Origin of the sequence: Mesorhizobium sp. Z1-4, from assembly GCF_004000235.1 — a bacterium.
Taxonomy (GTDB): Bacteria; Pseudomonadota; Alphaproteobacteria; order Rhizobiales; family Rhizobiaceae; genus RCIO01.
The window spans coordinates 927,687-948,624 of record NZ_RCIO01000001.1 but is presented as its reverse complement, the minus strand read 5'-3'; the positions used below and the strand labels follow the sequence as shown (position 1 = coordinate 948,624).

General features: G+C 63.3%; 19 protein-coding genes. 18 read left to right on the top strand and 1 reads right to left on the bottom strand.

Annotated elements, in window-relative coordinates; translation table 11 throughout:
* Positions 1 to 49: 49 nt before the first annotated feature.
* The 12 genes from EP165_RS04525 to trmB all read left to right on the top strand — a co-directional run bounded on the left by EP165_RS04525 (position 50) and on the right by trmB (position 12,712).
* Positions 50 to 2,212: a malate synthase G gene (locus EP165_RS04525; protein ID WP_127520337.1), complete on the top strand. Its 2,163-nt coding sequence runs from the start codon at positions 50 to 52 to the stop codon at positions 2,210 to 2,212.
* A 45-nt stretch (positions 2,213 to 2,257) separates the two neighbouring features.
* Positions 2,258 to 2,929 carry a tRNA (adenosine(37)-N6)-threonylcarbamoyltransferase complex dimerization subunit type 1 TsaB gene (gene tsaB / locus EP165_RS04520; RefSeq protein ID WP_127520336.1) on the top strand — a complete coding sequence of 224 codons (672 nt, stop codon included), beginning with the start codon at positions 2,258 to 2,260 and terminating at the stop codon, positions 2,927 to 2,929.
* Positions 2,929 to 3,423, top strand: coding sequence for a GNAT family N-acetyltransferase (locus EP165_RS04515; RefSeq protein ID WP_127520335.1), 495 nt, complete (start codon positions 2,929 to 2,931; stop codon positions 3,421 to 3,423). Before tsaB ends, EP165_RS04515 begins: the two co-directional genes overlap by 1 nt.
* Positions 3,424 to 3,463: 40 nt before the next feature.
* Entirely contained in the window at positions 3,464 to 4,270 is an 807-nt protein-coding gene (olsA, locus tag EP165_RS04510; RefSeq protein WP_127520334.1) for a lyso-ornithine lipid O-acyltransferase, read from the top strand.
* A 53-nt stretch (positions 4,271 to 4,323) separates the two neighbouring features.
* A complete protein-coding gene (miaB, locus tag EP165_RS04505) occupies positions 4,324 to 5,697 on the top strand; it encodes a tRNA (N6-isopentenyl adenosine(37)-C2)-methylthiotransferase MiaB (RefSeq protein WP_127520333.1) in 1,374 nt (457 codons plus the stop codon).
* A 55-nt stretch (positions 5,698 to 5,752) separates the two neighbouring features.
* Positions 5,753 to 6,757: a PhoH family protein gene (locus tag EP165_RS04500; RefSeq protein WP_127520804.1), complete on the top strand. Its 1,005-nt coding sequence runs from the start codon at positions 5,753 to 5,755 to the stop codon at positions 6,755 to 6,757.
* Positions 6,754 to 7,239, top strand: a complete 486-nt coding sequence (ybeY, locus tag EP165_RS04495; protein WP_127520332.1) for an rRNA maturation RNase YbeY — start codon at positions 6,754 to 6,756, stop codon at positions 7,237 to 7,239. Before EP165_RS04500 ends, ybeY begins: the two co-directional genes overlap by 4 nt.
* A 27-nt stretch (positions 7,240 to 7,266) precedes the next feature.
* Positions 7,267 to 8,328 (top strand): hemolysin family protein, encoded by a 1,062-nt coding sequence (locus tag EP165_RS04490; RefSeq protein WP_127520331.1) that lies wholly within the window; start codon positions 7,267 to 7,269, stop codon positions 8,326 to 8,328.
* A gap of 193 nt (positions 8,329 to 8,521) precedes the next feature.
* Positions 8,522 to 10,090, top strand: coding sequence for an apolipoprotein N-acyltransferase (lnt, locus tag EP165_RS04485; protein WP_348629551.1), 1,569 nt, complete (start codon positions 8,522 to 8,524; stop codon positions 10,088 to 10,090).
* 100 nt (positions 10,091 to 10,190) lie between these two features.
* Positions 10,191 to 10,601 carry a helix-turn-helix domain-containing protein gene (locus EP165_RS04480; protein WP_127520330.1) on the top strand — a complete coding sequence of 137 codons (411 nt, stop codon included), beginning with the start codon at positions 10,191 to 10,193 and terminating at the stop codon, positions 10,599 to 10,601.
* 155 nt (positions 10,602 to 10,756) lie between these two features.
* Complete coding sequence (metK, locus tag EP165_RS04475; protein ID WP_127520329.1) at positions 10,757 to 11,998, top strand: methionine adenosyltransferase; 1,242 nt, start codon at positions 10,757 to 10,759, stop codon at positions 11,996 to 11,998.
* A 15-nt stretch (positions 11,999 to 12,013) separates the two neighbouring features.
* Positions 12,014 to 12,712, top strand: a complete 699-nt coding sequence (gene trmB, locus EP165_RS04470; protein WP_127520328.1) for a tRNA (guanine(46)-N(7))-methyltransferase TrmB — start codon at positions 12,014 to 12,016, stop codon at positions 12,710 to 12,712.
* A gap of 19 nt (positions 12,713 to 12,731) precedes the next feature.
* Here trmB and EP165_RS04465 read toward each other — a convergent pair whose 3' ends face one another.
* Positions 12,732 to 13,169, bottom strand: a complete 438-nt coding sequence (locus tag EP165_RS04465) for an Lrp/AsnC family transcriptional regulator (RefSeq protein WP_127520327.1) — start codon at positions 13,167 to 13,169, stop codon at positions 12,732 to 12,734.
* Between the two features lie 126 nt (positions 13,170 to 13,295).
* Here EP165_RS04465 and rocF point away from each other — a divergent pair, with 126 nt between their 5' ends.
* The 6 genes from rocF (at position 13,296) to infB (ending at position 20,916) form a co-directional block, all read left to right on the top strand.
* A complete protein-coding gene (gene rocF / locus EP165_RS04460) occupies positions 13,296 to 14,216 on the top strand; it encodes an arginase (protein ID WP_127520326.1) in 921 nt (306 codons plus the stop codon).
* Between the two features lies 1 nt (position 14,217).
* Complete coding sequence (ocd, locus tag EP165_RS04455) at positions 14,218 to 15,276, top strand: ornithine cyclodeaminase (protein ID WP_127520325.1); 1,059 nt, start codon at positions 14,218 to 14,220, stop codon at positions 15,274 to 15,276.
* Between the two features lie 135 nt (positions 15,277 to 15,411).
* On the top strand, positions 15,412 to 16,026 hold the full coding sequence (gene rimP / locus EP165_RS04450; RefSeq protein WP_127520324.1) for a ribosome maturation factor RimP: 615 nt from the start codon (positions 15,412 to 15,414) through the stop codon (positions 16,024 to 16,026).
* A gap of 48 nt (positions 16,027 to 16,074) precedes the next feature.
* Entirely contained in the window at positions 16,075 to 17,685 is a 1,611-nt protein-coding gene (gene nusA / locus EP165_RS04445) for a transcription termination factor NusA (protein WP_127520323.1), read from the top strand.
* A 46-nt stretch (positions 17,686 to 17,731) separates the two neighbouring features.
* Positions 17,732 to 18,382 (top strand): RNA-binding protein, encoded by a 651-nt coding sequence (locus tag EP165_RS04440; RefSeq protein WP_127520802.1) that lies wholly within the window; start codon positions 17,732 to 17,734, stop codon positions 18,380 to 18,382.
* The gene (gene infB / locus EP165_RS04435; protein ID WP_127520322.1) at positions 18,379 to 20,916 is read left to right on the top strand and encodes a translation initiation factor IF-2; all 2,538 of its coding nucleotides are present in this window, start codon (positions 18,379 to 18,381) and stop codon (positions 20,914 to 20,916) included. Before EP165_RS04440 ends, infB begins: the two co-directional genes overlap by 4 nt.
* The last annotated feature ends 22 nt before the right edge of the window (positions 20,917 to 20,938 follow it).

Sequence of the window (20,938 nt, the reverse complement as noted above, 5' to 3'; positions counted from 1 at the left end):
GTCGCGCGTGGTGAAAGCTGCCGGACTGACTTTTAACGGAGTGCACCACATGTCGGAACGCGTCGAGATCAACGGGCTCAGGGTCGATAGCGGCCTTTATGATTTCGTCAATGACGAAGCGTTGCCCGGAACCGGCGTTGACGCCGGGGCCTTCTGGAAAGGCCTTGCCGCGCTCGTTCACGATCTGGGGCCGAAAAACCGCGCTCTGCTTGCCCGCCGGGACGAATTGCAGGCGGCAATCGACCAGTGGCACCGCGACAATGGCGCCCCCACCGACCTTGCGGCCTATGAAGCGTTCCTGCGCGAGATCGGTTACCTGCTGCCTGAGGGCGGCGACTTCCAGGTCTCGACGTCGAATGTCGATCCCGAGATCGCCGATGTCGCAGGCCCTCAGCTTGTCGTACCGATCATGAATGCGCGTTTTGCGCTCAATGCCGCCAATGCGCGCTGGGGCTCGCTCTACGACGCGCTCTACGGCACCGACGCGCTGGGCGATCTGCCGAAGCCCGGCGGCTACGACCCGGAGCGCGGCGCGCGCGTGATTGCATGGGCGAAGGATTTTCTTGATCGGGCAGCGCCGATCGAAGGCGCAAAATGGGCCGATCTGACCGATGTCGAAGCTGGCTCCGAACTCAAGCTTTCGACCGCGTCAGGCCCCGTGCAACTGCAGAACCCGCAGCAATATGCCGGCCATGCCGAAGGTGACGGCGGCTGGCGCCATGTCCTTCTGAAAAAGAACGGGCTCGGTATCGAGCTCTTGTTCAACCGCAGCTGGGATATCGGCAAGACCGATCCCGCCGGGCTGGCCGCGGTCAATCTGGAAGCGGCGCTGACAACGATCATGGATTGCGAAGACTCTGTCGCTGCGGTCGATGCAGAAGACAAGACGCTGGTTTATCGCAACTGGCTCGGCCTGATGAAAGGCGACCTCAGCGAGACCTTCCAGAAGGGCGGCGAGACGGTCACGCGCAAGCTTTACAGCGACTTCACATACACCGCGCCCGGCGGTTCGCCCTTTGTGGTCAAATGCCGCTCGCTGATGCTGGTGCGCAATGTCGGCCACCTGATGACCAACCCAGCGATCATCGACAAGGACGGCCACGAGATTCCCGAAGGCATCATGGATGCCATGATGACTGCGATGATTGCGCTGCACGATATCGGGCCGAACGGCCGCCGCGCCAACTCGGCCGAAGGCTCCATGTATGTCGTTAAGCCCAAGATGCACGGGCCTGAGGAAGTTGCGTTCGCGGTCGAAATCTTCGGCCGCGTCGAAGCCGCCCTCGGCATGGCGCCCAACACGATCAAGATGGGCATCATGGACGAGGAGCGCCGCACGACGGTGAACCTGAAGGAGTGCATCCGGGTCGCGCGTGAGCGCGTGGTGTTCATCAACACCGGCTTCCTCGATCGCACCGGCGATGAGATCCATACTTCGATGGAAGCCGGCCCGATGATCCGCAAGGGCGATATGAAACAGGCCGCCTGGATCAACGCCTATGAAAACTGGAACGTCGATATCGGCCTTGCCTGCGGCCTGTCCGGCCATGCCCAGATCGGCAAGGGCATGTGGGCGATGCCCGACATGATGGCGGCGATGCTTGAGCAGAAGATCGGCCATCCGAAGGCCGGCGCCAACACCGCCTGGGTGCCTTCGCCGACGGCAGCCACGCTGCACGCCACGCATTATCATGAGGTCGACGTCAAGGAGGTGCAGGCCAAGCTCAAATCGCGCGAGCGAGCCAAGCTCTCAGACATTTTGTCGGTGCCGGTGGCGAGCCGCCCCAACTGGACGTCGGACGAAATCCAGAAGGAGCTCGACAACAATGCCCAGGGCATTCTGGGTTACGTCGTGCGCTGGGTCGATCAGGGTGTCGGCTGCTCCAAAGTGCCGGACATCAACGATGTCGGCCTGATGGAAGACCGCGCCACGCTGCGCATTTCCTCGCAGCACATTGCCAACTGGCTGCACCATGGCGTGTGCAGCGAGGCGCAGGTGATGGAGACCATGAAACGCATGGCGGCTGTGGTCGACCGGCAGAACGAGGGCGACCCGCTCTATCGGCCGATGGCGGCGGATTTCGATGGTTCGATTGCATTCCAGGCCGCCTGCGACCTGGTGTTGAAGGGCCGCGAGCAGCCGAGCGGTTACACGGAGCCGGTTCTTCACGCACGTCGTCTGGAGCTGAAGGCGCGTGACCGGGTGGGTTAGGCTCGGCGGATTTCCCGCCCCCTCAAGCGGGAGGGAATACGTGCAATGAAAATCCTCGCCATCGATACGGCCGCAAATCTCTGTGCCGCTTGCATATTCGACACGCAGGCCGGCGAGCTCGGCCGTGCGGTCCACGATCTTGGCAAAGGCCACGCCGAACATCTGATGTCGACCATCGATGAGGCGCTGGCGGCGGCGAACTCCGGTTATGCCGATCTCGGCCTGATTGCAGTTTCGGTTGGGCCGGGGTCCTTCACCGGCATACGGGTGGGCGTTGCCGCGGCGCGCGGGCTGGCACTGGCTCTGGGTATCCCGTCTGTCGGTGTCACGACGCTCGACGCCATGGCGGCGGAAGCCTGGCGCAATTTTGCCGGCAAAGGGCTGCTGGCCGCGATCGATGCCAGGCGCGAACAGATCTATGTCGCCGTCTTCGACATTAGCGGAAAGCGCACCTTCGGCCCCACCATCGCAAAGCTCGACGAGGCCGCCGGCATGCTCGCAACGGACATGGTGCTCACCGGCAGCGCAGCGGAAATGATCGCCGGGCAAGCCGGAAGAGAGGTTGCAATTGCTGCAACGGACGCCACCGCCGACATTGCTGTCTACGCGGAGCTTGCCGCCGGCATGGACACGGCGTCCGGGCCGCCGCGCCCGCTTTATCTGCGCAGTGCCGATGCAAAGCCGCAGCAGGGTTTTGCGGTGGAGCGCCAAGCCTGATGCGCATTCCTTTCATGTCCGGCAGCCAGGAATATGTGGCGCGCGACCTGACACTCGACGACACGCCGGCGATGGCCGAGTTGCATGCCGGCGCCTTCGCCCGGCCCTGGTCGGACGAGGAATTCGAGGCACTTCTGGTGCAGGATACGGTGTTCGGTTTCGCCGTCCGGCCCATTGCTTCCAGGGGCAAGCCGCCGATCCAGGGTTTCGTTCTTGCCCGGCTGGCAGCGGGCGAAGCTGAAATCCTCACCATCGTCGTTGCTCGCGCCAACCGCCGTGCCGGTCTCGGCCGGATGCTGATGGATGCGGTGATGCGCCACTTGTATGCCGAACGGGCCGAGGCGCTGTTTCTCGAGGTGGACGAAAGCAACGCCGCCGCGACCGGCCTTTACCGCCGGCTGGGTTTTCGCGATGTCGGACGGCGCGAAGGCTATTATTCGGTCAAGGACGGACGCAAAAGCAGCGCGCTTGTCATGCGCAGCGATCTTCGTTAGCCAGCGACGATCCAACAAGAGAGTAGAGTCAGGGAGACGCATGCTCGGCTGGATACGCGTGTCGTTCATGCTCTTGCTCGTGGCCATCGTCACGCCGGCAATGGCGCTCGCCCAGATATTCATCCTCAAGACCGGCATCGGCAATGAGCGCTACCTTCCGCGCCAGTGGCATCGTTTCGTGCTTTTTGTGCTCGGCTTCCGGCTGCATGTGCGCGGCAGGATGTCGGACAAGCGCCCCCTGCTGATCGCGGCCAACCACATTTCGTGGACCGACATCATGGTCGCGGGCGCCGTCGCCGAGGTGAATTTCATCGCCAAATCCGAGGTCTCCGGCTGGCCGATGATCGGCAAGCTCGCGAGCCTCCAGCGCACCGTGTTCGTGGAGCGCGAACGCAAGCACAAATCGGGTCATCAGGCTGGCGAAATTGCCCAACGCATGAATGACGGCGATCCGATGCTGCTGTTCGCGGAGGGGCTGACCGCCGACGGCAATCTCATGCTGCCGTTCAAATCGACGCTGTTTGGCGCGGCCTCCATGGCGGTCGATCGCGGTGAAGCGGAGCATGTTTTTGTGCAGCCGATGGCGATCGTCTACACCCGCTTTCACGGCATGCCCATGGGGCGCCTGCATCGCACCCATGCTGCCTGGATCGGCGACCGTCTTCTCGCGCCGCACATCGTGACGCTGCTGAAGGAAGGCGCGGTGGACGTCGAGCTGCATTTCGGCGAGCCGGTCGAGTATCGCGCCGGTGTCAGACGCAAGGATCTTGCCAGGGAAGTTGAGCGGCGCGTGACGGAGATGTTCAACGCCGCGATCAGCCACCCGATCAAGAGCGGCGAGCCTTAGCCGCCGCCATCTCGGCGCTTCATTTCAGGCTGAACTTGGTCTAGAGAGCGCCCATGAACCGTATCGTTACCGATAAAGACACCGCAGCGGCCCGCAAGGTCTTCGTGAAGACCTATGGCTGCCAGATGAATGTCTATGACAGCCAGCGCATGGCCGACGCACTGGCTGCCGAAGGGTATGTCGCGACCGAGGCGATAGAGGATGCCGATCTGGTGCTCCTCAACACCTGCCACATTCGCGAGAAGGCCGCGGAAAAGGTTTATTCCGAGCTCGGTCGCATCCGCGGCATCAAGGCGGAGCGCGAACAGGCGGGGCGCGAAACGCTGATCGGCGTAGCAGGCTGCGTCGCGCAAGCCGAGGGCGAGGAGATCATCCGCCGCGCGCCCGTGGTCGATCTGGTGATCGGACCGCAGACCTATCACCGCCTGCCGGACGTGGTGAAGAAGGCGCGCGCCGGTGCGAAGGTGGTCGAGACCGAATACGCGATCGAAGACAAGTTCGCTCATCTGCCGGGCCAGCAGGCAAAGGCGGTGCGTGCACGCGGGGTGACAGCGTTTCTCACCGTGCAGGAAGGTTGCGACAAGTTCTGCACCTTCTGCGTGGTGCCGTATACGCGCGGGTCCGAGGTTTCCCGCCCTGTCAGCCAGATCGTCGACGAAGCCCGGCGTCTCGCAGATGCCGGCGTGCGCGAGATCACGCTGCTTGGCCAGAACGTCAATGCCTGGCACGGCGCGGGGCCGGACGGCCGCGAATGGGGCCTTGGCGAATTGCTGTTCAAGCTGGCAGAGGTGCCGGGCGTCGCACGGCTGCGCTACACGACGAGCCATCCGCGCGACATGGACGATGCCCTGATCGCCGCGCATCGCGACCTGAAGGCGCTGATGCCTTACCTGCACCTGCCGGTTCAGTCGGGTTCCGACCGCATTTTGAAGGCAATGAACCGCAAACACACGGCCGCCGAATATCTGCAGCTCATCGAGCGCATTCGCACCGCCCAGCCCGATATTGCGATGTCGGGCGATTTCATCGTCGGTTTCCCGGGTGAATCCGATGCCGACTTCGCTGATACGATGACCATCGTGCGTGAGGTCGGTTATGCGCAGGCGTTCTCGTTCAAATACTCGCCTCGGCCCGGAACGCCGGCATCGGAGCGCGGCGAGCAGGTGGCCGAAGCGGTCAAGAACGAGCGCCTGCAGGAATTGCAGGCGTTACTGACGAAACAGCAGCATGCATTTGCAGAAAGTCTGGTCGGGCGCGAGATCGATCTGTTGCTAGAAAAGCACGGTCGCCACGCCGGACAGCTCATCGGCCGCTCGCCCTGGCTTCAGCCGGTGATTGTTGATGAAAATGCCGGCGGAATCGGCGACATTGTTCCGGTACGAATCACGCGCACGGGGGCGAACAGCCTGTTCGCCGAAGGCGTATAAGGAGAGGCTTTTGAGCGCCGCTACGCAACTGAAGCAGCCCTCCGGGGCATCCGACATGGCGCATATCGTACTGACCTTCGACAACAACCAGCTCGCAAGCGCGCTGTACGGGCAGTTCGATGAGAATCTCGCCCGTATCGAGGAAAAGCTCGGCGTCGATATCCGCTCGAAGGGCAACCAGCTTTCCATCCAGGGGGAGGCGGGCGTCGCTGAACAGGCGCGCCGCGCGCTCGATTATCTCTACGATCTGCTGCAGAAGGGTTCAGATCTGGCACAGTCCGATGTCGACGGCGCCGTGCGCATGGCGGTTGCCGCCGACGATCAGCTCACGCTGCCGACGCTCGAGCGCAAGGGCAAACTTGCCGCGGCGCAGTTCTCGACCCGCAAGAAGACGATCCACGCCCGTTCGGTAAATCAGGACGCCTATATGCGCGCGCTGGAACGCTCCGAGCTGGTGTTCGGTATCGGGCCGGCCGGTACGGGCAAGACATATCTCGCCGTTGCCTACGCCGCGATGCTGCTTGAGCGCGGCATGGTCGACCGCATCATCCTGTCGCGTCCGGCGGTTGAAGCCGGCGAGCGTCTGGGTTTCCTGCCGGGCGACATGAAGGAAAAGGTCGATCCTTATCTGCGCCCGCTCTACGACGCGCTTTACGACATGATCCCCGCCGACAAGGTGGAGCGTGCCATTGCTGCGGACGTGATCGAGATTGCACCGCTCGCCTTCATGCGTGGCCGCACGCTGCACAACGCCGCGATCATCCTGGACGAGGCGCAGAACACCACGCCGATGCAGATGAAGATGTTCCTGACCCGCATGGGCGAAGGCGGGCGCATGATCGTGACCGGCGACCCGAGCCAGATCGATTTGCCGCCGAACACGAAATCAGGTCTCGTCGAGGCACTGAATGTGCTGGCCGATGTGCAAGGCATCGTCACCGTGCGCTTCAACGAAAAGGACGTGGTGCGCCACCCGCTGGTTGCCGAGATCGTTGCTGCCTACGACCGGGCAGGAGCTGGACTGGGGCCTGCGCCGCGGAAACCCAAGACGGAACAGTGACCGCAGCCCGTCAGCTTGACATCGCGCTTGAAGTCGAAGCTGGAGACTGGCCGGCGGAGGGCGAGCTAGAGGCTGTTCTGCAGCGTGTTGCAGACGCATGCCTGGCCGAACTGAATGTTGCCGTGCTGCAGCCTCCTGAACTGGGCGTCACCTTCACCGACGATGACTGCATCGCCGAACTCAACCGGCAGTGGCGGGGCAGGGCGGGCCCGACCAATGTGCTGTCGTTCCCGCTCGTTGAGCTGACGCCCGGTGCCGAAATGCCGCCGATGCTGGGCGATATCGTGATCGCTTTCGAAACGGTCGCGCGCGAGGCCCAGGAGCAGGAAAAACCCTTCATTGACCATCTGACGCACCTTCTGGTGCATGGCCTGCTTCATCTTGTAGGCTATGACCACATGAACGATGACGAAGCCGAAACGATGGAAGCGCTGGAACGGCGTATCCTCGAACGACTTGCGATTCCCGATCCATATGCCTAAGTGAACGCTGGTTTTAGCCAGACGAAGATGAACGAACACACAACTCAGGTTCACGCTGCACCCTCCGAAACGGAAACGGGCAGCCAGGAACAGCCAGGAGAAAGTCCCGAGCCGGGACGACAACCTGCACCCGAACGCACGACAATACTGCAGCGCCTCGGCGCATTTTTCAGGCCGCGCAACGGCAATTCGCTGCGCGAGGACCTGACGGATGCTCTGTCGGAAGCTGCCGACGCCGCGGAGTTTTCGCCCGGCGAACGGGCGATGCTGCACAACATCCTGCGCCTGCGCGAGGTGCGCGTCGAAGACGTGATGATACCGCGCGCCGATGTCGAAGCCGTCGATATCTCGACGCCGCTGGGCGAATTGCTGCGGATATTTGAGGAATCCGGCCATTCGCGCCTGCCGGTTTATGCCGAAACGCTGGACGACCCGCGCGGCATGGTTCACATCCGCGACGTCGTCGGCCAGCTGTTGCGTATGTCGCGCGAACCCAAGCGCGGGCGCGGCAGCAAGAAGAACGCCGGTGCACAGCCGCTCGACCTCGCCAAGGTCGACCTCACGCGTTCGATCGGCGATCTCAGTCTGGTGCGGCCGCTGCTGTTTGTGCCGCCGTCCATGCTGGCATCCGACCTGATGACGCGCATGCAGGCCGCCCGCATCCAGATGGCGCTGGTCATCGACGAATATGGCGGCACCGACGGTCTGGCTTCGCTCGAGGATATCGTCGAGATGGTCGTCGGCGACATTGAGGACGAGCACGACGAAGACGAGCCGATGATCACCCAGTCGGGTGAGGGCGTATTCGTGGTCGATGCCCGCGCCGAGATCGACGATGTGGCCGAACAGGTCGGCGATGCCTTCAAGGCCGGCGAGCATGAAGAGGATGTCGACACGATCGGCGGCATGATTTTCAACACGCTCGGCCGTGTTCCGGCCCGCGGCGAGGTGGTTCAGGCCATACCGGGGTTCGAGTTTCATGTGCTTGATGCCGACCCGCGCCGGGTCAAGCGCGTGCGTATCGTTCAGCTGCGCGCCGCCGACCGCAAGCGCCGCGTTCACAAGGTTGCCTCACCGGCCGACAGCTGACGCACGGCATCTTCGATGCGGGGCCGCCGCGACACAGATTGGAACCGGAGTCGGGCGCTGGTAGAACAGCGGGGTGATTCGCACCCAGAACCTCGACAATGCGCAATCGGGATCGACCGCAGACTCGGCCGATGACGTTTTTGGTGTTGCGTTCGAGGCGCGGGAAGGCCGCCTCAGCCGTCTCGCCTCGCGGCTGCTCCTCCTGCATGGCTGGCGCCGGTTGATCCTGGCATTCGCTGCCGGCGGTCTCGCATCCTTCTCGCAGGCGCCGTTCGACTTTTTCGCCGTCTGCCTGATTTCATTCCCAGTCCTTGTCTGGCTGCTCGATGGTGCCGCGGCGGATTCGGGAAGCGGCAGGATGCAAAGGTTCGCCGCGCCGTTTGTCACCGGCTGGTGGTTCGGTTTCGGTTATTTCGCCGGAGGCCTGTGGTGGGTCGGCAACGCGATGCTGACCGACTTCGAGCGTTATGCCTGGGCGCTTCCGATCGCGGTTCTTGTTCTTCCCGCGATTCTCGCCGTGTTCTATGGCGTTGCCGCCGCGCTCGCGCGCCCGTTCTGGGCGGATGGACTTGGCCGCATTGCGGCACTTGCCGCGGCATTCGGCATCGCGGAGTGGCTGCGCGCCATGCTCTTCACCGGCTTTCCGTGGAACGCGGTCGGCTATGCCGTCATGCCGACGCCGATGCTCATGCAGTCGGCCGGCATTGTCGGCATGACCGGTATGAACGCGCTTGCGGTTTTCGTTTTTGCGCTGCCCGCCCTGCTGGCCGGCAATAAACACGTTCGCACCGGCATGGCGCTTGCGGCGTTTTTGGTGGTTCTTCATGCAGGGTTCGGTTTTGTGCGGCTTTCTCTGCCTGCCGAGGGCGACGCCACGCTCCAGACCAGAATTGTCCAGCCCTCGATCGACCAGTCGGAAAAATGGAACGCGGCTGTCCGCGACCGCATTTTCAGGACGTTTCTGGATCTGTCGGCCGAACAGGACACGCAGGAAGCGATACGCCCCGCACTGATCCTCTGGCCCGAAACATCAGTACCTTTCATTCTCCAGGACCGGCCGGACGCGCTATCGGCCATCGGTGAACTGGTGCGGGACGACCAGGTGTTGTTGGCCGGCGCCGTGCGTATCGAAGGCGAAAACGCTGCCGACCCGGAGGCGCGCTTCTACAATTCGGTTGTGGCCATCAACTCGGCTGGCGTGATGTATGATGCCGTGGACAAGGTTCACCTTGTGCCGCTGGGAGAGTTCGTTCCGCTGGAGGCGGTGCTTTCCAGGCTGGGGATAACCAAGCTTGTCGAGCTGCCGGGCGGGTTTTCGCGCGGCGGCTCGCGCCACGCCATCGATGTCTCGGATGGCGTCAGCGCTGTCCCGTATATCTGCTACGAGGTTATCTTTCCCGGCATCGCCGTGCACGAGAGCCGGGATGCCGCGTTGATCGTCAACGTCACCAATGACGGCTGGTTCGGGTATTCGCCCGGTCCCTATCAACATCTGAGGCAGGCGCAGCTGCGCGCCGTGGAGGCGGGGCGGCCTCTGGTGCGCGCGGCCAACAACGGCCTGTCCGCTGTGATCGACTCGCGTGGGCGTCTGGTCGATGCTTTGGCGCTCGATGCCGTTGGCACGCTCGACGTTGCTGTGCCTTTGGCGCCTGCCGACAGTTTGCGGACGTCGTTCGCCGGTACGACAGGATGGGCCATCGTTCTGGCTTTCACCCTGCTTGCGGCATTGCTTCAGTGGCGTCAGAAATCGCTAAGGGAGTAAATCTGCATTGTCAGCTAACTTCCGGTTGTGCAGAATGGTTGGCAGGTTCCCCTACGTCAGGCGGGATACACCTGAACGCAAGGGCAAATGAAGCCGGTTCATGAGCGATAACAAAAAGAAGCCGAATCCCATCGACGCTCACGTTGGCAGTCGCATCAGGCTGCGCCGCAACATGCTCGAGATGAGCCAGGAAAAGCTCGGCGAGATGTTGGGCATCACCTTCCAGCAGATCCAGAAATACGAGAAGGGCACGAACCGCGTTGGTGCCAGCCGGCTGCAGGCGATCGCCTCCATCCTCAGCGTACCGCCCGCCTTCTTCTTTGAAGGAGCGCCCGGCATGGACAATGCCCCGGGCGGAGGCCTCGCCGAAGGCGCGTCTGCCAACTATGTCGTCGATTTCCTCTCAAGCACCGAAGGGCTCCGGCTCAACCGCGCCTTCGTCAAGATCACCGACCCTGCGGTGCGCAAGAAGATCGTCGAGTTGACCGAAAGTCTGGCTGACGAAAAGTAGTCCAGGCGGGTTTCAGTCCGTTATCGCCTCAAATTACCGCCCACGGATCGCCCAAGCGATGCGGCGCGCTTGACGCACCGGAACGCGCTGGATAATGCAAAGCCGCTTCCGGCGGCAGCGCATGCCGCTTTTCTTTTGTTCGAGAGGGGTCACCCGTGTCGCGCGAAAACTACCTTTTCACCTCAGAATCCGTTTCCGAAGGCCATCCTGACAAGGTGTGCGACCGGATTTCCGACGAGATCGTCGATCTCGTTTACCGTGAAGCCAAGAAGACCGGTACCGACCCTTGGTCCGTGCGCGTCGCGTGCGAAACGCTGACGACCACGAACCGCGTAGTCATCGCCGGCGAAGTCAGAGTTCCCGACACTCTCTTCAAGACCGACAAGAAGGGCAACAAGGTCATCAACCCGAGCAAGTTCCGCTCGGCTGCGCGCAAGGCGATCCGCAAGATCGGCTATGAGCAGGACGGTTTCCATTGGAAGACGGCCAAGGTTGACGTGCTCCTGCACCCGCAGTCGGCCGATATCGCACAGGGCGTGGACAATTCCGCCGATCGTCAGGGCGAAGAGGGCGCGGGCGACCAGGGCATCATGTTCGGTTACGCCTGCAACGAGACGCCGGACCTGATGCCGGCGCCGATCTATTATTCGCACAAGATCCTTGAGCTCCTGGCAGCCGCCCGCCACGCCGGCGAGGGCGATGCCGGCAAGCTCGGTCCCGACGCCAAGAGCCAGGTGACGATCCGCTATGAGGGCGGCAAGCCGGCCGAGGTTACGCAGATCGTTCTTTCGACCCAGCACATGGATGAAAGCTGGGACAACAAGAAGGTCCGCAAGGTCGTCGAGCCTTATATCCGCGAAGCGCTGGGCGACCTGAAGATCGCCGCCGACTGCAACTGGTACATCAACCCGACCGGCAAGTTCGTCATTGGCGGCCCCGATGGCGACGCCGGCCTGACCGGCCGCAAGATCATCGTCGACACTTATGGCGGTGCGGCCCCGCACGGCGGCGGCGCATTCTCCGGCAAGGATACCACCAAGGTGGACCGCTCGGCCGCCTATGCCGCCCGTTACCTGGCCAAAAACGTTGTGGCCGCCAAGCTTGCCGAGCGTTGCACGATCCAGCTGTCTTATGCGATCGGCGTCGCCCAGCCGCTGTCGGTCTATGTCGATCTGCACGGCACCGGCAAAGTAAGCGAAGAGCAGGTGGAAGTCGCGCTGCGCAAGGTCATGGACCTGTCGCCCGGCGGTATTCGCCGGCACCTCGATCTCAACAAGCCGATCTATGCCCGCACGGCCGCTTATGGCCATTTCGGCCGCAAGCCTGGCCGCGATGGATCGTTTTCCTGGGAGCGCACCGACCTGGTCAAGCCGCTCAAGGATGCGATCGGCTCCTGAGACGCGTGATGCGCAATGCCTGGCGATAGACCAAGCCGCGCGACGGAGGCTTTTTTCGGCCGCCGTCGCGGCAAGGCGCTCAGGCCGGCGCAGCAGGCTGCGCTCGAAAAGACACTGCCGGCGCTGAAGGTCGACCTGGCCTCGGCGCCGCCCGCGCCTCTGGAAAAACTGTTCCCGGTGCCGGTTACCGAAGTCCGCCTCGAAATCGGCTTCGGCGGCGGTGAACACCTGCATCATCGGTCGGCCGCCATGCCTGAGGCGGGGTTTATCGGCGTCGAGCCTTTTCACAATGGTATGGCGAAGCTGGTTTCGGCTCTGTCGGACGACCCGCGGCCGAACCTGCGCCTCTATGACGATGACGCGACGCAGCTGCTCGACTGGCTGCCGGAGGCATCGCTTGCGGGTATCGACCTGCTTTATCCCGACCCTTGGCCGAAAAAGCGCCATTGGAAACGCCGCTTCGTTAGTGCCGTCAATCTCGACCGTTTCGTGCGGGTCATGCGCGCGGGTGCGGAATTCCGCTTCGCCTCCGACATCGACACCTATGTGAACTGGACGCTGCTGGCCTGCCGTTCGCACCCGGCGTTTCAATGGCAGGCAGCCTCCGCCGATGACTGGCGCAAGCCGTATCCCGGGTGGCCGGGCACGCGGTATGAGGCGAAGGCGATCCGCGAGGAACGCACCCCCGCCTACCTCACCTTCATACGAGTTTGATCGCTTCAGCAGTCCAGCTCTAAAGCCGTGCGGTGGTGCTGCGCGGTGTCGCCAGAAACAGGCTCGTCTCGCTGCCGGTGATGCCGGGGATAAGCCTGATGCGCCGAAGCACCGCATCAAAATCCGTCAGAGTGTGGGTGCCGACTTCGGCGATAAGGTCCCAGCGCCCGTTTGTGGTGTGAACGGTGCCGACCTCGGCCAGTCCTCCAAGCGCGCGGATAACCTTGTCGGCCGAATGCCCCTCGACTTCGATCATCATGATGCCGCGCACGCGCTGATCCACCGCGTCGGCGCGCAGGATAACGGTATAGCCGAGAATTTCGCCGCTGTTCTCCAGCCGCTGGATATGCGAGCGCACGGTGGCCCGCGATACACCGAGCTCCTGCGCAAAATCGGATATGCTGCGGCGGGCGTTGTGACGCAACAGCGTCACCAGCGAGCGGTCCAGATCGTCCATTTTTCCAATTTGATCGAACAGTCTGCCGAAATGATAATGCATATATCAATTTCTGCCAAATATCATTGTTCACATTGCCATCGCAAAGCTCTTGATTGAGGCCGGAAACTGATTTGGGAGTTGGCAATGCGATGCCATGTGGTCGGTGCACCGGTGCAGGACGGCGCGAGCCAGCTGGGCTGCGAAATGGGGCCGAGCGCACTACGCACCGCCGGGCTTGTCACAGCCCTCAGGGAACTTGGCCATGACGTCTCCGATCATGGCGCGGTCGTTCCGCCGCCGCCGCGTCCGATCCGGCACGACAACGGCTCGCTGAAGTCGCTGCCCGAGATCGTCGCCTGGACCGAGGCGCTGTCGGCCGCAGCGTATGAGGCCAGCGGCGGTGCCATGCCGATCTTCCTCGGTGGCGACCATTCCTTGTCCGCAGGCACCCTGGCGGGCGTCGCGCGGCGCGCAGCTGAAGCAGGGCGCCCGCTTTTTGTGCTCTGGCTCGACGCGCATCCGGATTTCCACACGCTTGATACGACGACGAGCGGAAACCTGCACGGCGTTCCGCTCGCCTACGCCAGCGGGCAACCGGGCTTCGAGGGGATTTTTCCTCCGCTTGCGGCGCGGGTCGAGCCGGAACGGATCTGTGTGTTCGGCGCCCGCAGTGTCGACCCTGCCGAGCGCGCTGCGCTGACGGCGCAGGGTGTGACGGTGCACGACATGCGCGCCATTGACGAGCATGGCGCGGCGCCTCTGCTGCGCGACTTCACCGCCCGCGTCGAAGCCGCCGACGGCATGCTGCATGTCAGTCTCGACGTCGACTTTCTCGACCCCGAAGTCGCGCCCGCGGTCGGCACCACGGTACCGGGCGGTGCCACGCTCCGCGAGGCGCATCTGGTGATGGAGATGCTCTCCGACAGCGGGCTCGTCACCAGCCTCGACATCGTCGAGCTCAACCCCTTCCTCGACGAGCGCGGCCGCACCGCCAAGCTGCTCGTCGATCTCACCGCAAGCTTGATGGGCCGTCGCATTATGGACCGCCCGACCCGGAGTTATTGATATGGGTTACGCCCCGTCCGATCTGGCGCTTGTGCCGTTTGTCAGCGTTGAGAACATGATGCGTATCGTGCATGCGACAGGCATCGAGCGGTTCATGACCGAACTGGCAGGCTGCATCGAGGCCGATTTCAGGCGTTGGGAGCTGTTCGACAAGACGCCGCGCGTGGCGTCGCACTCGCACGAGGGCGTCATCGAGCTGATGCCGACGAGCGATGGCATCAACTACGGCTTCAAATATGTGAACGGCCATCCCAAAAACACCAAGTCGGGCCGCCAGACCGTGACGGCATTCGGCGTCATGGCCGAAGTCGGCAACGGCTACCCGGTCCTGATCACTGAAATGACCATGCTGACTGCGCTGCGCACGGCTGCGATGTCGGCGCTTGCCGCCCGCTATCTGGCACCGCAGGAAAGTCGCACGATGACCATCATAGGCAATGGCGCGCAGTCGGAGTTTCAGGCGCTCGCCTTCAAGGCACTGGTCGGAACCGACCGCTTGCGCCTCTACGATATCGACCGTTCGGCGAGCGAGCGCTGCGCGCGCAACCTGGCACCACACGGCTTCGATATCGAGATCTTCGGCTCCGGGCAGGAGGCGGTCGAGGGTGCCGATATCATCACCACCGTAACCGCCGACAAGCAGTATGCGACGATCCTGACCGACAACATGGTCGGCCCCGGTATCCACATCAACGCGGTCGGCGGCGACTGTCCTGGCAAGACGGAGCTTCACCGCGACATCCTGCTGCGTTCCGAAATTTTCGTCGAATACCCGCCGCAGACCCGCATCGAGGGCGAAATCCAGCAGCTCGACCCGGACCACAAAGTCAATGAGCTCTGGCAGGTGATCGACGGACGCATCGCGGGCCGGACCGGGCGGGATCAGATCACGCTGTTCGATTCGGTCGGCTTCGCGGTGGAGGACTTTTCCGCACTTCGTTATGTGCGGGGCCTGCTCGGCAAGTTGCCTTATTTCGACCGCCTCGATCTTCTGGCCGACCCGGACGATCCGCGCGATCTGTTCGGTATGCTGATGCGGGCCGAGCCGCAGCCGGCCTGAAACAGCCGCGGCCCTTGCATCCGAGCGTCCGCGGCGTTATATCGGCTTCAAATTCTTGGTCGATATGACGAAGAGTGGGTCCACCCGGTCCCGCTCTTTTTTGTTACCGGCCCTGAGCATGTCACCAGGGGCTTGATGGAACCGGCACATACAGACGCTCCGTTCGAGGATGACCGCTTCATTCGTGAAAGCGGTGTCGATGCGCGCGTTGCGGCCATTGTCGCGCCCGTGCTCGACACGATCGGTATGCGGCTGGTGCGCGTGCGGTTGTCCTCGCAGAACGGCCTGACGCTGCAGATCATGGCCGAGCGGCCTGATGGGTCGATGACCATCGAGGATTGCGAGGAGGCGAGCAACGCGATTTCGCCGGCACTCGATGTCGAAGACCCGATCGACCGCGCCTACAATCTGGAAATGTCGTCGCCCGGTATCGACAGGCCGCTGGTCCGCGCAGCGGATTTCGAGGCCGCGCTTGGCCACATCGCCAAGATCGAAACCTCGGTGATGGTGGGCGGCCGCAAGCGCTTTCGCGGCAAGATCGTGGAGACTGGCGCCGACAGCATCGTGCTTGAGCGCGATCAGGTAGCCGAGGGCGAAGAGGCGGCTCAGACGATCCCCTACGAAGCAATGGCCGAAGCCAAGCTGATTCTGACAGACGAGCTGGTGCGAGAGGCACTGGCGAAAGACCGTAAATTGCGCGACGAGCGCAAGAAACAGAAACGCGCCGGCGGTAAGGCCGGGCCGGAATAGAGAACATGCACAGGCCGCCCGGCAGGCGGCGCGCATAAGGAGACACCCATGGCAGTCAGTGCGAACAGGCTGGAACTCTTGCAGATCGCCGATGCGGTCGCCCGCGAGAAGTCGATCGACAAGACGATCGTCATCGACGCGATGGCCGACGCCATCCAGAAGGCGGCGCGCTCGCGTTATGGCCAGGAGACCAATATCCGCGCCGACATCAACCCGCAGACCGGCGAGATGAAGCTGCAGCGCCTGATGGAAGTGGTCGACGAGGTCGAGGATCCCGCGACCCAGCTTTCGGTCAAGGACGCACGCACCCGCAATCCCGACGCTCAGCCCGGAGACTTCCTTGCCGAGCAGCTGCCGCCGATGGATTTCGGCCGTATTGCCGCCCAGTCGGCCAAGCAGGTCATCGTGCAGAAGGTGCGCGAGGCCGAGCGCGACCGCCAGTATGAGGAATACAAGGATCGCATCGGCGAGATCGTCAACGGCACCGTCAAGCGTGTCGAATACGGCAACGTGATCGTCGACCTCGGCCGCGGCGAGGCGATCGTGCGCCGCGACGAACTGATCCCGCGCGAGCTGTTCAAATATGGCGACCGCGTGCGCGCATATGTTTATGACGTGCGCCGTGAGCAGCGCGGCCCGCAGATTTTCCTGTCGCGCACCCATCCGCAGTTCATGGCCAAACTCTTCGCCATGGAAGTGCCGGAGATTTACGACGGCATCATCGAGATCAAGTCGGTTGCCCGCGATCCGGGCTCGCGCGCCAAGATCGCGGTCATTTCGCGGGACAGCTCGATCGACCCGGTCGGCGCCTGCGTCGGTATGCGCGGTTCGCGCGTGCAGGCAGTCGTCGGCGAACTGCAGGGCGAGAAGATCGACATCATTCCGTGGAACGACAACGCAGCGACGTTCATCGTCAACGCGCTGCAGCCGGCCGAAGTCGCCAAGGTGGTGCTGGACGAGGATGCCGAGCGCATCGAAGTCGTTGTTCCCGACGATCAGCTGTCGCTGGCCATCGGCCGCCGCGGCCAGAATGTCCGCCTTGCCTCGCAGCTGACCGGCTGGGACATCGACATCCTGACCGAGGAAGAGGAATCGCAGCGCCGCCAGAAGGAATTCGTCGACCGCTCGAACCTCTTCATGGAGGCGCTCAATGTCGACGAGATGGTCGGCCAGGTGCTGGCCTCGGAAGGCTTCTCCTCGGTAGAGGAAGTCGCTTATGTCGATCAGGACGAAGTTGCGTCCATCGAAGGCTTCGACGACGAGACCGCCGAGGAAATTCAGGCGCGCGCCCGCGAATATCTGGAGCGCATCGAGGCCGAACGCGACGCCCGCCGCAAGGAGTTGGGTGTCGAGGACGCAGTGCGCGAAATCCCCGGCATCACCACCGCCATGATGGTGGCGCTGGGCGAGGACGGCGTGAAATCGGTCGAGGATTTCGCCGGTTACGCGGTTGACGATCTCGTCGGCTGGCGTGAGCGCAAGGACGGCGAGACCAAGTTCTTCGACGGCGTTTTCTCACCCTTTGATGTGACGCGCGCCGACGCCGAGCAAATGGTGATGTCGGCCCGCCTGATGGCTGGCTGGGTGACCGAGGAAGATCTTGCCGGCGACAATGCAGATGCTGAGGACGAGGCCGAAGCGGCCGTGTCCGAAGCGTAAGCCATGTTGCCGCTGGCTGCCCAGTCCGGAGTGGACCTTGATCGAAATGAACGACCGCACATGCATTGTGACGCGGCAGACGCAGGAAGCCGATGCGCTACTGCGTTTTGTCGCGGGGCCTGACGGCTCGGTCGTTCCAGATATCAAGCGCAAGCTTCCGGGGCGCGGCTGCTGGGTCACGGCGGACCGCGTTTCAGTCGAGCGGGCTGCCGCAAAGAATCTTTTCTCCAGGGCGCTGAAGACCGGCGTTACCGTGCCGCCCGAACTCGGGCACATGGTCGATCGTCTTCTGGCCACGGCAACGCTTGGCGCTCTGGGACTTGCCCGCAAGGCCGGCCTTGTGGCACTTGGCGCAGCGAAAGTGGATAGCGCGGTGCGCTCCGGCAAAGCGGCCGCCGTCTTCCATGCGGCGGAAGCGTCCGATGACGGGGTGCGCAAGCTCGCCCAGGCCAGACACGCAACCAAATCTGCCGGAGGCCCCGATATTCCGGCATTCAGGCTCTTTTCCGAAACGGAATTGGGTTTGGCATTGGGGGCAACAAATGTGATACATGCTGCCCTGCTCGCCTCCGAGGCGGGCAAGGCGGCGCTGAGGCGCGCGGTTGCACTCGACCGCTACCGTTCCGGGTTCGACACCCCGGCGGCAGCCAGTGCACCGGAGCCTGAGCAGACGACGCCGACAAAGGATACGGAATGAGCGATACGAAATCGAGCGATGACAAGACCCTGAGCGTTGGCGGCAAGAAGACGCTGACGTTGAAGAGACCTTCCGTCGAACAGGGAATGGTGCGCCAGAGTTTTTCTCACGGGCGCTCCAAGTCGGTCGTTGTCGAAACCAAGAAGCGCAAGTTTTCGCGCCCGGACGAAAAGTCTGAGGCGGCGACGGTTTTCAAACCGCGGCCGGCGGCTGCACCCCGTGCGCCCGAGGCCCCTGCTCCGGAACCGAAGCAGTCCCAGGGTGGCGCCGGCGTTGTGCTGAACGAACTGTCCAACGAGGAGATGGAGGCTCGCCGCCGCGCGCTCGAAGACGCGAAGGTTCGCGAAGTCGAGGACCGCAAGAAGGCAGCCGAGGACGCAAAGCGTCGCGCAGAGGAAGACGAGCGCCGCGCCCGCGAGCGCGAGGAATCCGCCCGCCGTCAGGCCGAAGAGGAGGCGCGTCTTCAGGCCGAGGCCGAGGCACGCCGCCGCTCCGAGGAAGAAGCTCGCCGCCGTGCGCCCGAACCTGAGGCCGCGGCAAGTGAGGATGAGGGTTCCGACTCCCGTCCTGCCGCCAAGCGCGCCGCAGCGCGGCCTGAAATGCCTGCGCCGCGTCCGGCTCGTCCCAAGAGCGACGACGATCGCCGCCGTGGCAAGCTGACGCTGTCGTCGGCCCTTTCGGGCGACGAAGGCAGTCGCGGGCGTTCGCTTTCGGCCATGCGCCGCCGGCAGGAAAAGTTCAAGCGTGCCCAGCATCAGGAGCCGCGTGAGAAGATCGCGCGCGAGGTCGTGCTGCCGGAGACCATCACCATCCAGGAGCTCGCCAACCGTATGGCCGAGCGCGCAGTGGAGATCGTGAAGTTCTTCATGAAGCAGGGCCAGATGATGAAGCCAGGCGACGTGATCGACGCCGATACGGCGGAGCTGGTGGCGAGCGAATTCGGCCACTCGGTCAAGCGCGTTTCGGAATCGGATGTCGAGCAGGGCCTCTTCGATATCGAGGACAAGCCCGAGGACATGAAGTCGCGTCCGCCGGTGGTCACCATCATGGGCCACGTCGATCACGGCAAGACCTCGCTGCTCGATGCGATCAGGCATGCCAATGTCGTCTCGGGCGAGGCCGGTGGCATCACCCAGCATATCGGTGCCTACCAGGTCGAGCAGAACGGCCAGAAGATCACCTTCATCGATACGCCGGGCCACGCGGCATTTACCGCCATGCGCGCCCGCGGCGCGCAGTCGACCGACATTGCCATTCTGGTGGTTGCCGCCGACGACGCGGTGATGCCGCAGACGATCGAGTCCATCAATCACGCCAAGGCCGCCGGTGTTCCGATAATCGTGGCGATCAACAAGATCGACAAGCCGGAGGCCAATCCGCAGAAGGTGCGCACCGATCTGCTCCAGCATGAGGTGTTCGTGGAGTCGATGGGTGGCGACGTGCAGGAAGTCGAGGTTTCGGCCACCAAGGGCACCAACCTTGACGGTCTTCTCGAAGCAATCCTGCTGCAGGCCGAGGTTCTCGAACTCAAGGCCAACCCCGACCGCACCGCCGAAGGTGTTGTTATCGAAGCCAAGCTCGACAAGGGCCGCGGCTCGGTGGCGACCGTTCTGGTGCAGGCGGGTACGCTGCATCCGGGCGACATCATCGTGGCTGGCAACGAATGGGGCCGCGTGCGCGCACTCGTCGACGACAAGGGCAGCCAGCTCAAGGAAGCCGGTCCCTCGATGCCGGTCGAGATTCTCGGCCTCCAGGGCACGCCGCTTGCCGGCGACCGCTTTGCCGTGGTCGAGAACGAAGCCAAGGCACGCGAGATCGCAGAATACCGTCAGCGCCTCGCACGCGAGAAGTCGGTTGCCCGCCAGGCCGGTCAGCGCGGCTCGCTCGAGCAGATGATGGCGCAGGCGAAAGCCAACGAACTGGCTGAATTCCCGCTGGTCATCAAGGGCGACGTACAAGGTTCGATCGAGGCGATTGTCGCTGCGCTCGACAAACTCGGTACCGACGAGGTGCAGGCGCGCATTGTCCATTCGGGCGCGGGCGCCATCACTGAAAGCGATGTCTCGCTTGCCGAGACATCGGAGGCAGCGATCATCGGCTTCAACGTGCGTGCGAACCGCCAGGCGCGGGACGCCGCCGAACAGGCCGGCATCGAAATCCGCTACTACAACATCATCTACGACCTTGTGGATGACATCAAAGCGGCGATGTCGGGCCTGCTGTCGCCCGAGCGTCGCGAGACCTTCCTCGGCAATGCCGAGATACTGGAGGTCTTCAACATCACCAAGGTCGGCAAGGTTGCCGGCTGCCGCGTGACCGAAGGCAAGGTGGAACGCGGCGCCGGCGTGCGCCTGATCCGCGACAACGTCGTCATTCACGAAGGTACGCTGAAGACGCTGAAGCGCTTCAAGGACGAGGTTGCCGAGGTTCCCGCCGGTCAGGAATGCGGCATGGCTTTCGCCAACTACGAGGACATTCGCCAGGGCGACGTCATCGAGGCCTATCGCGTCGAGATGGTGTCGCGTTCGCTCTAGCGGAATCGGGAAGGCGGCGCGG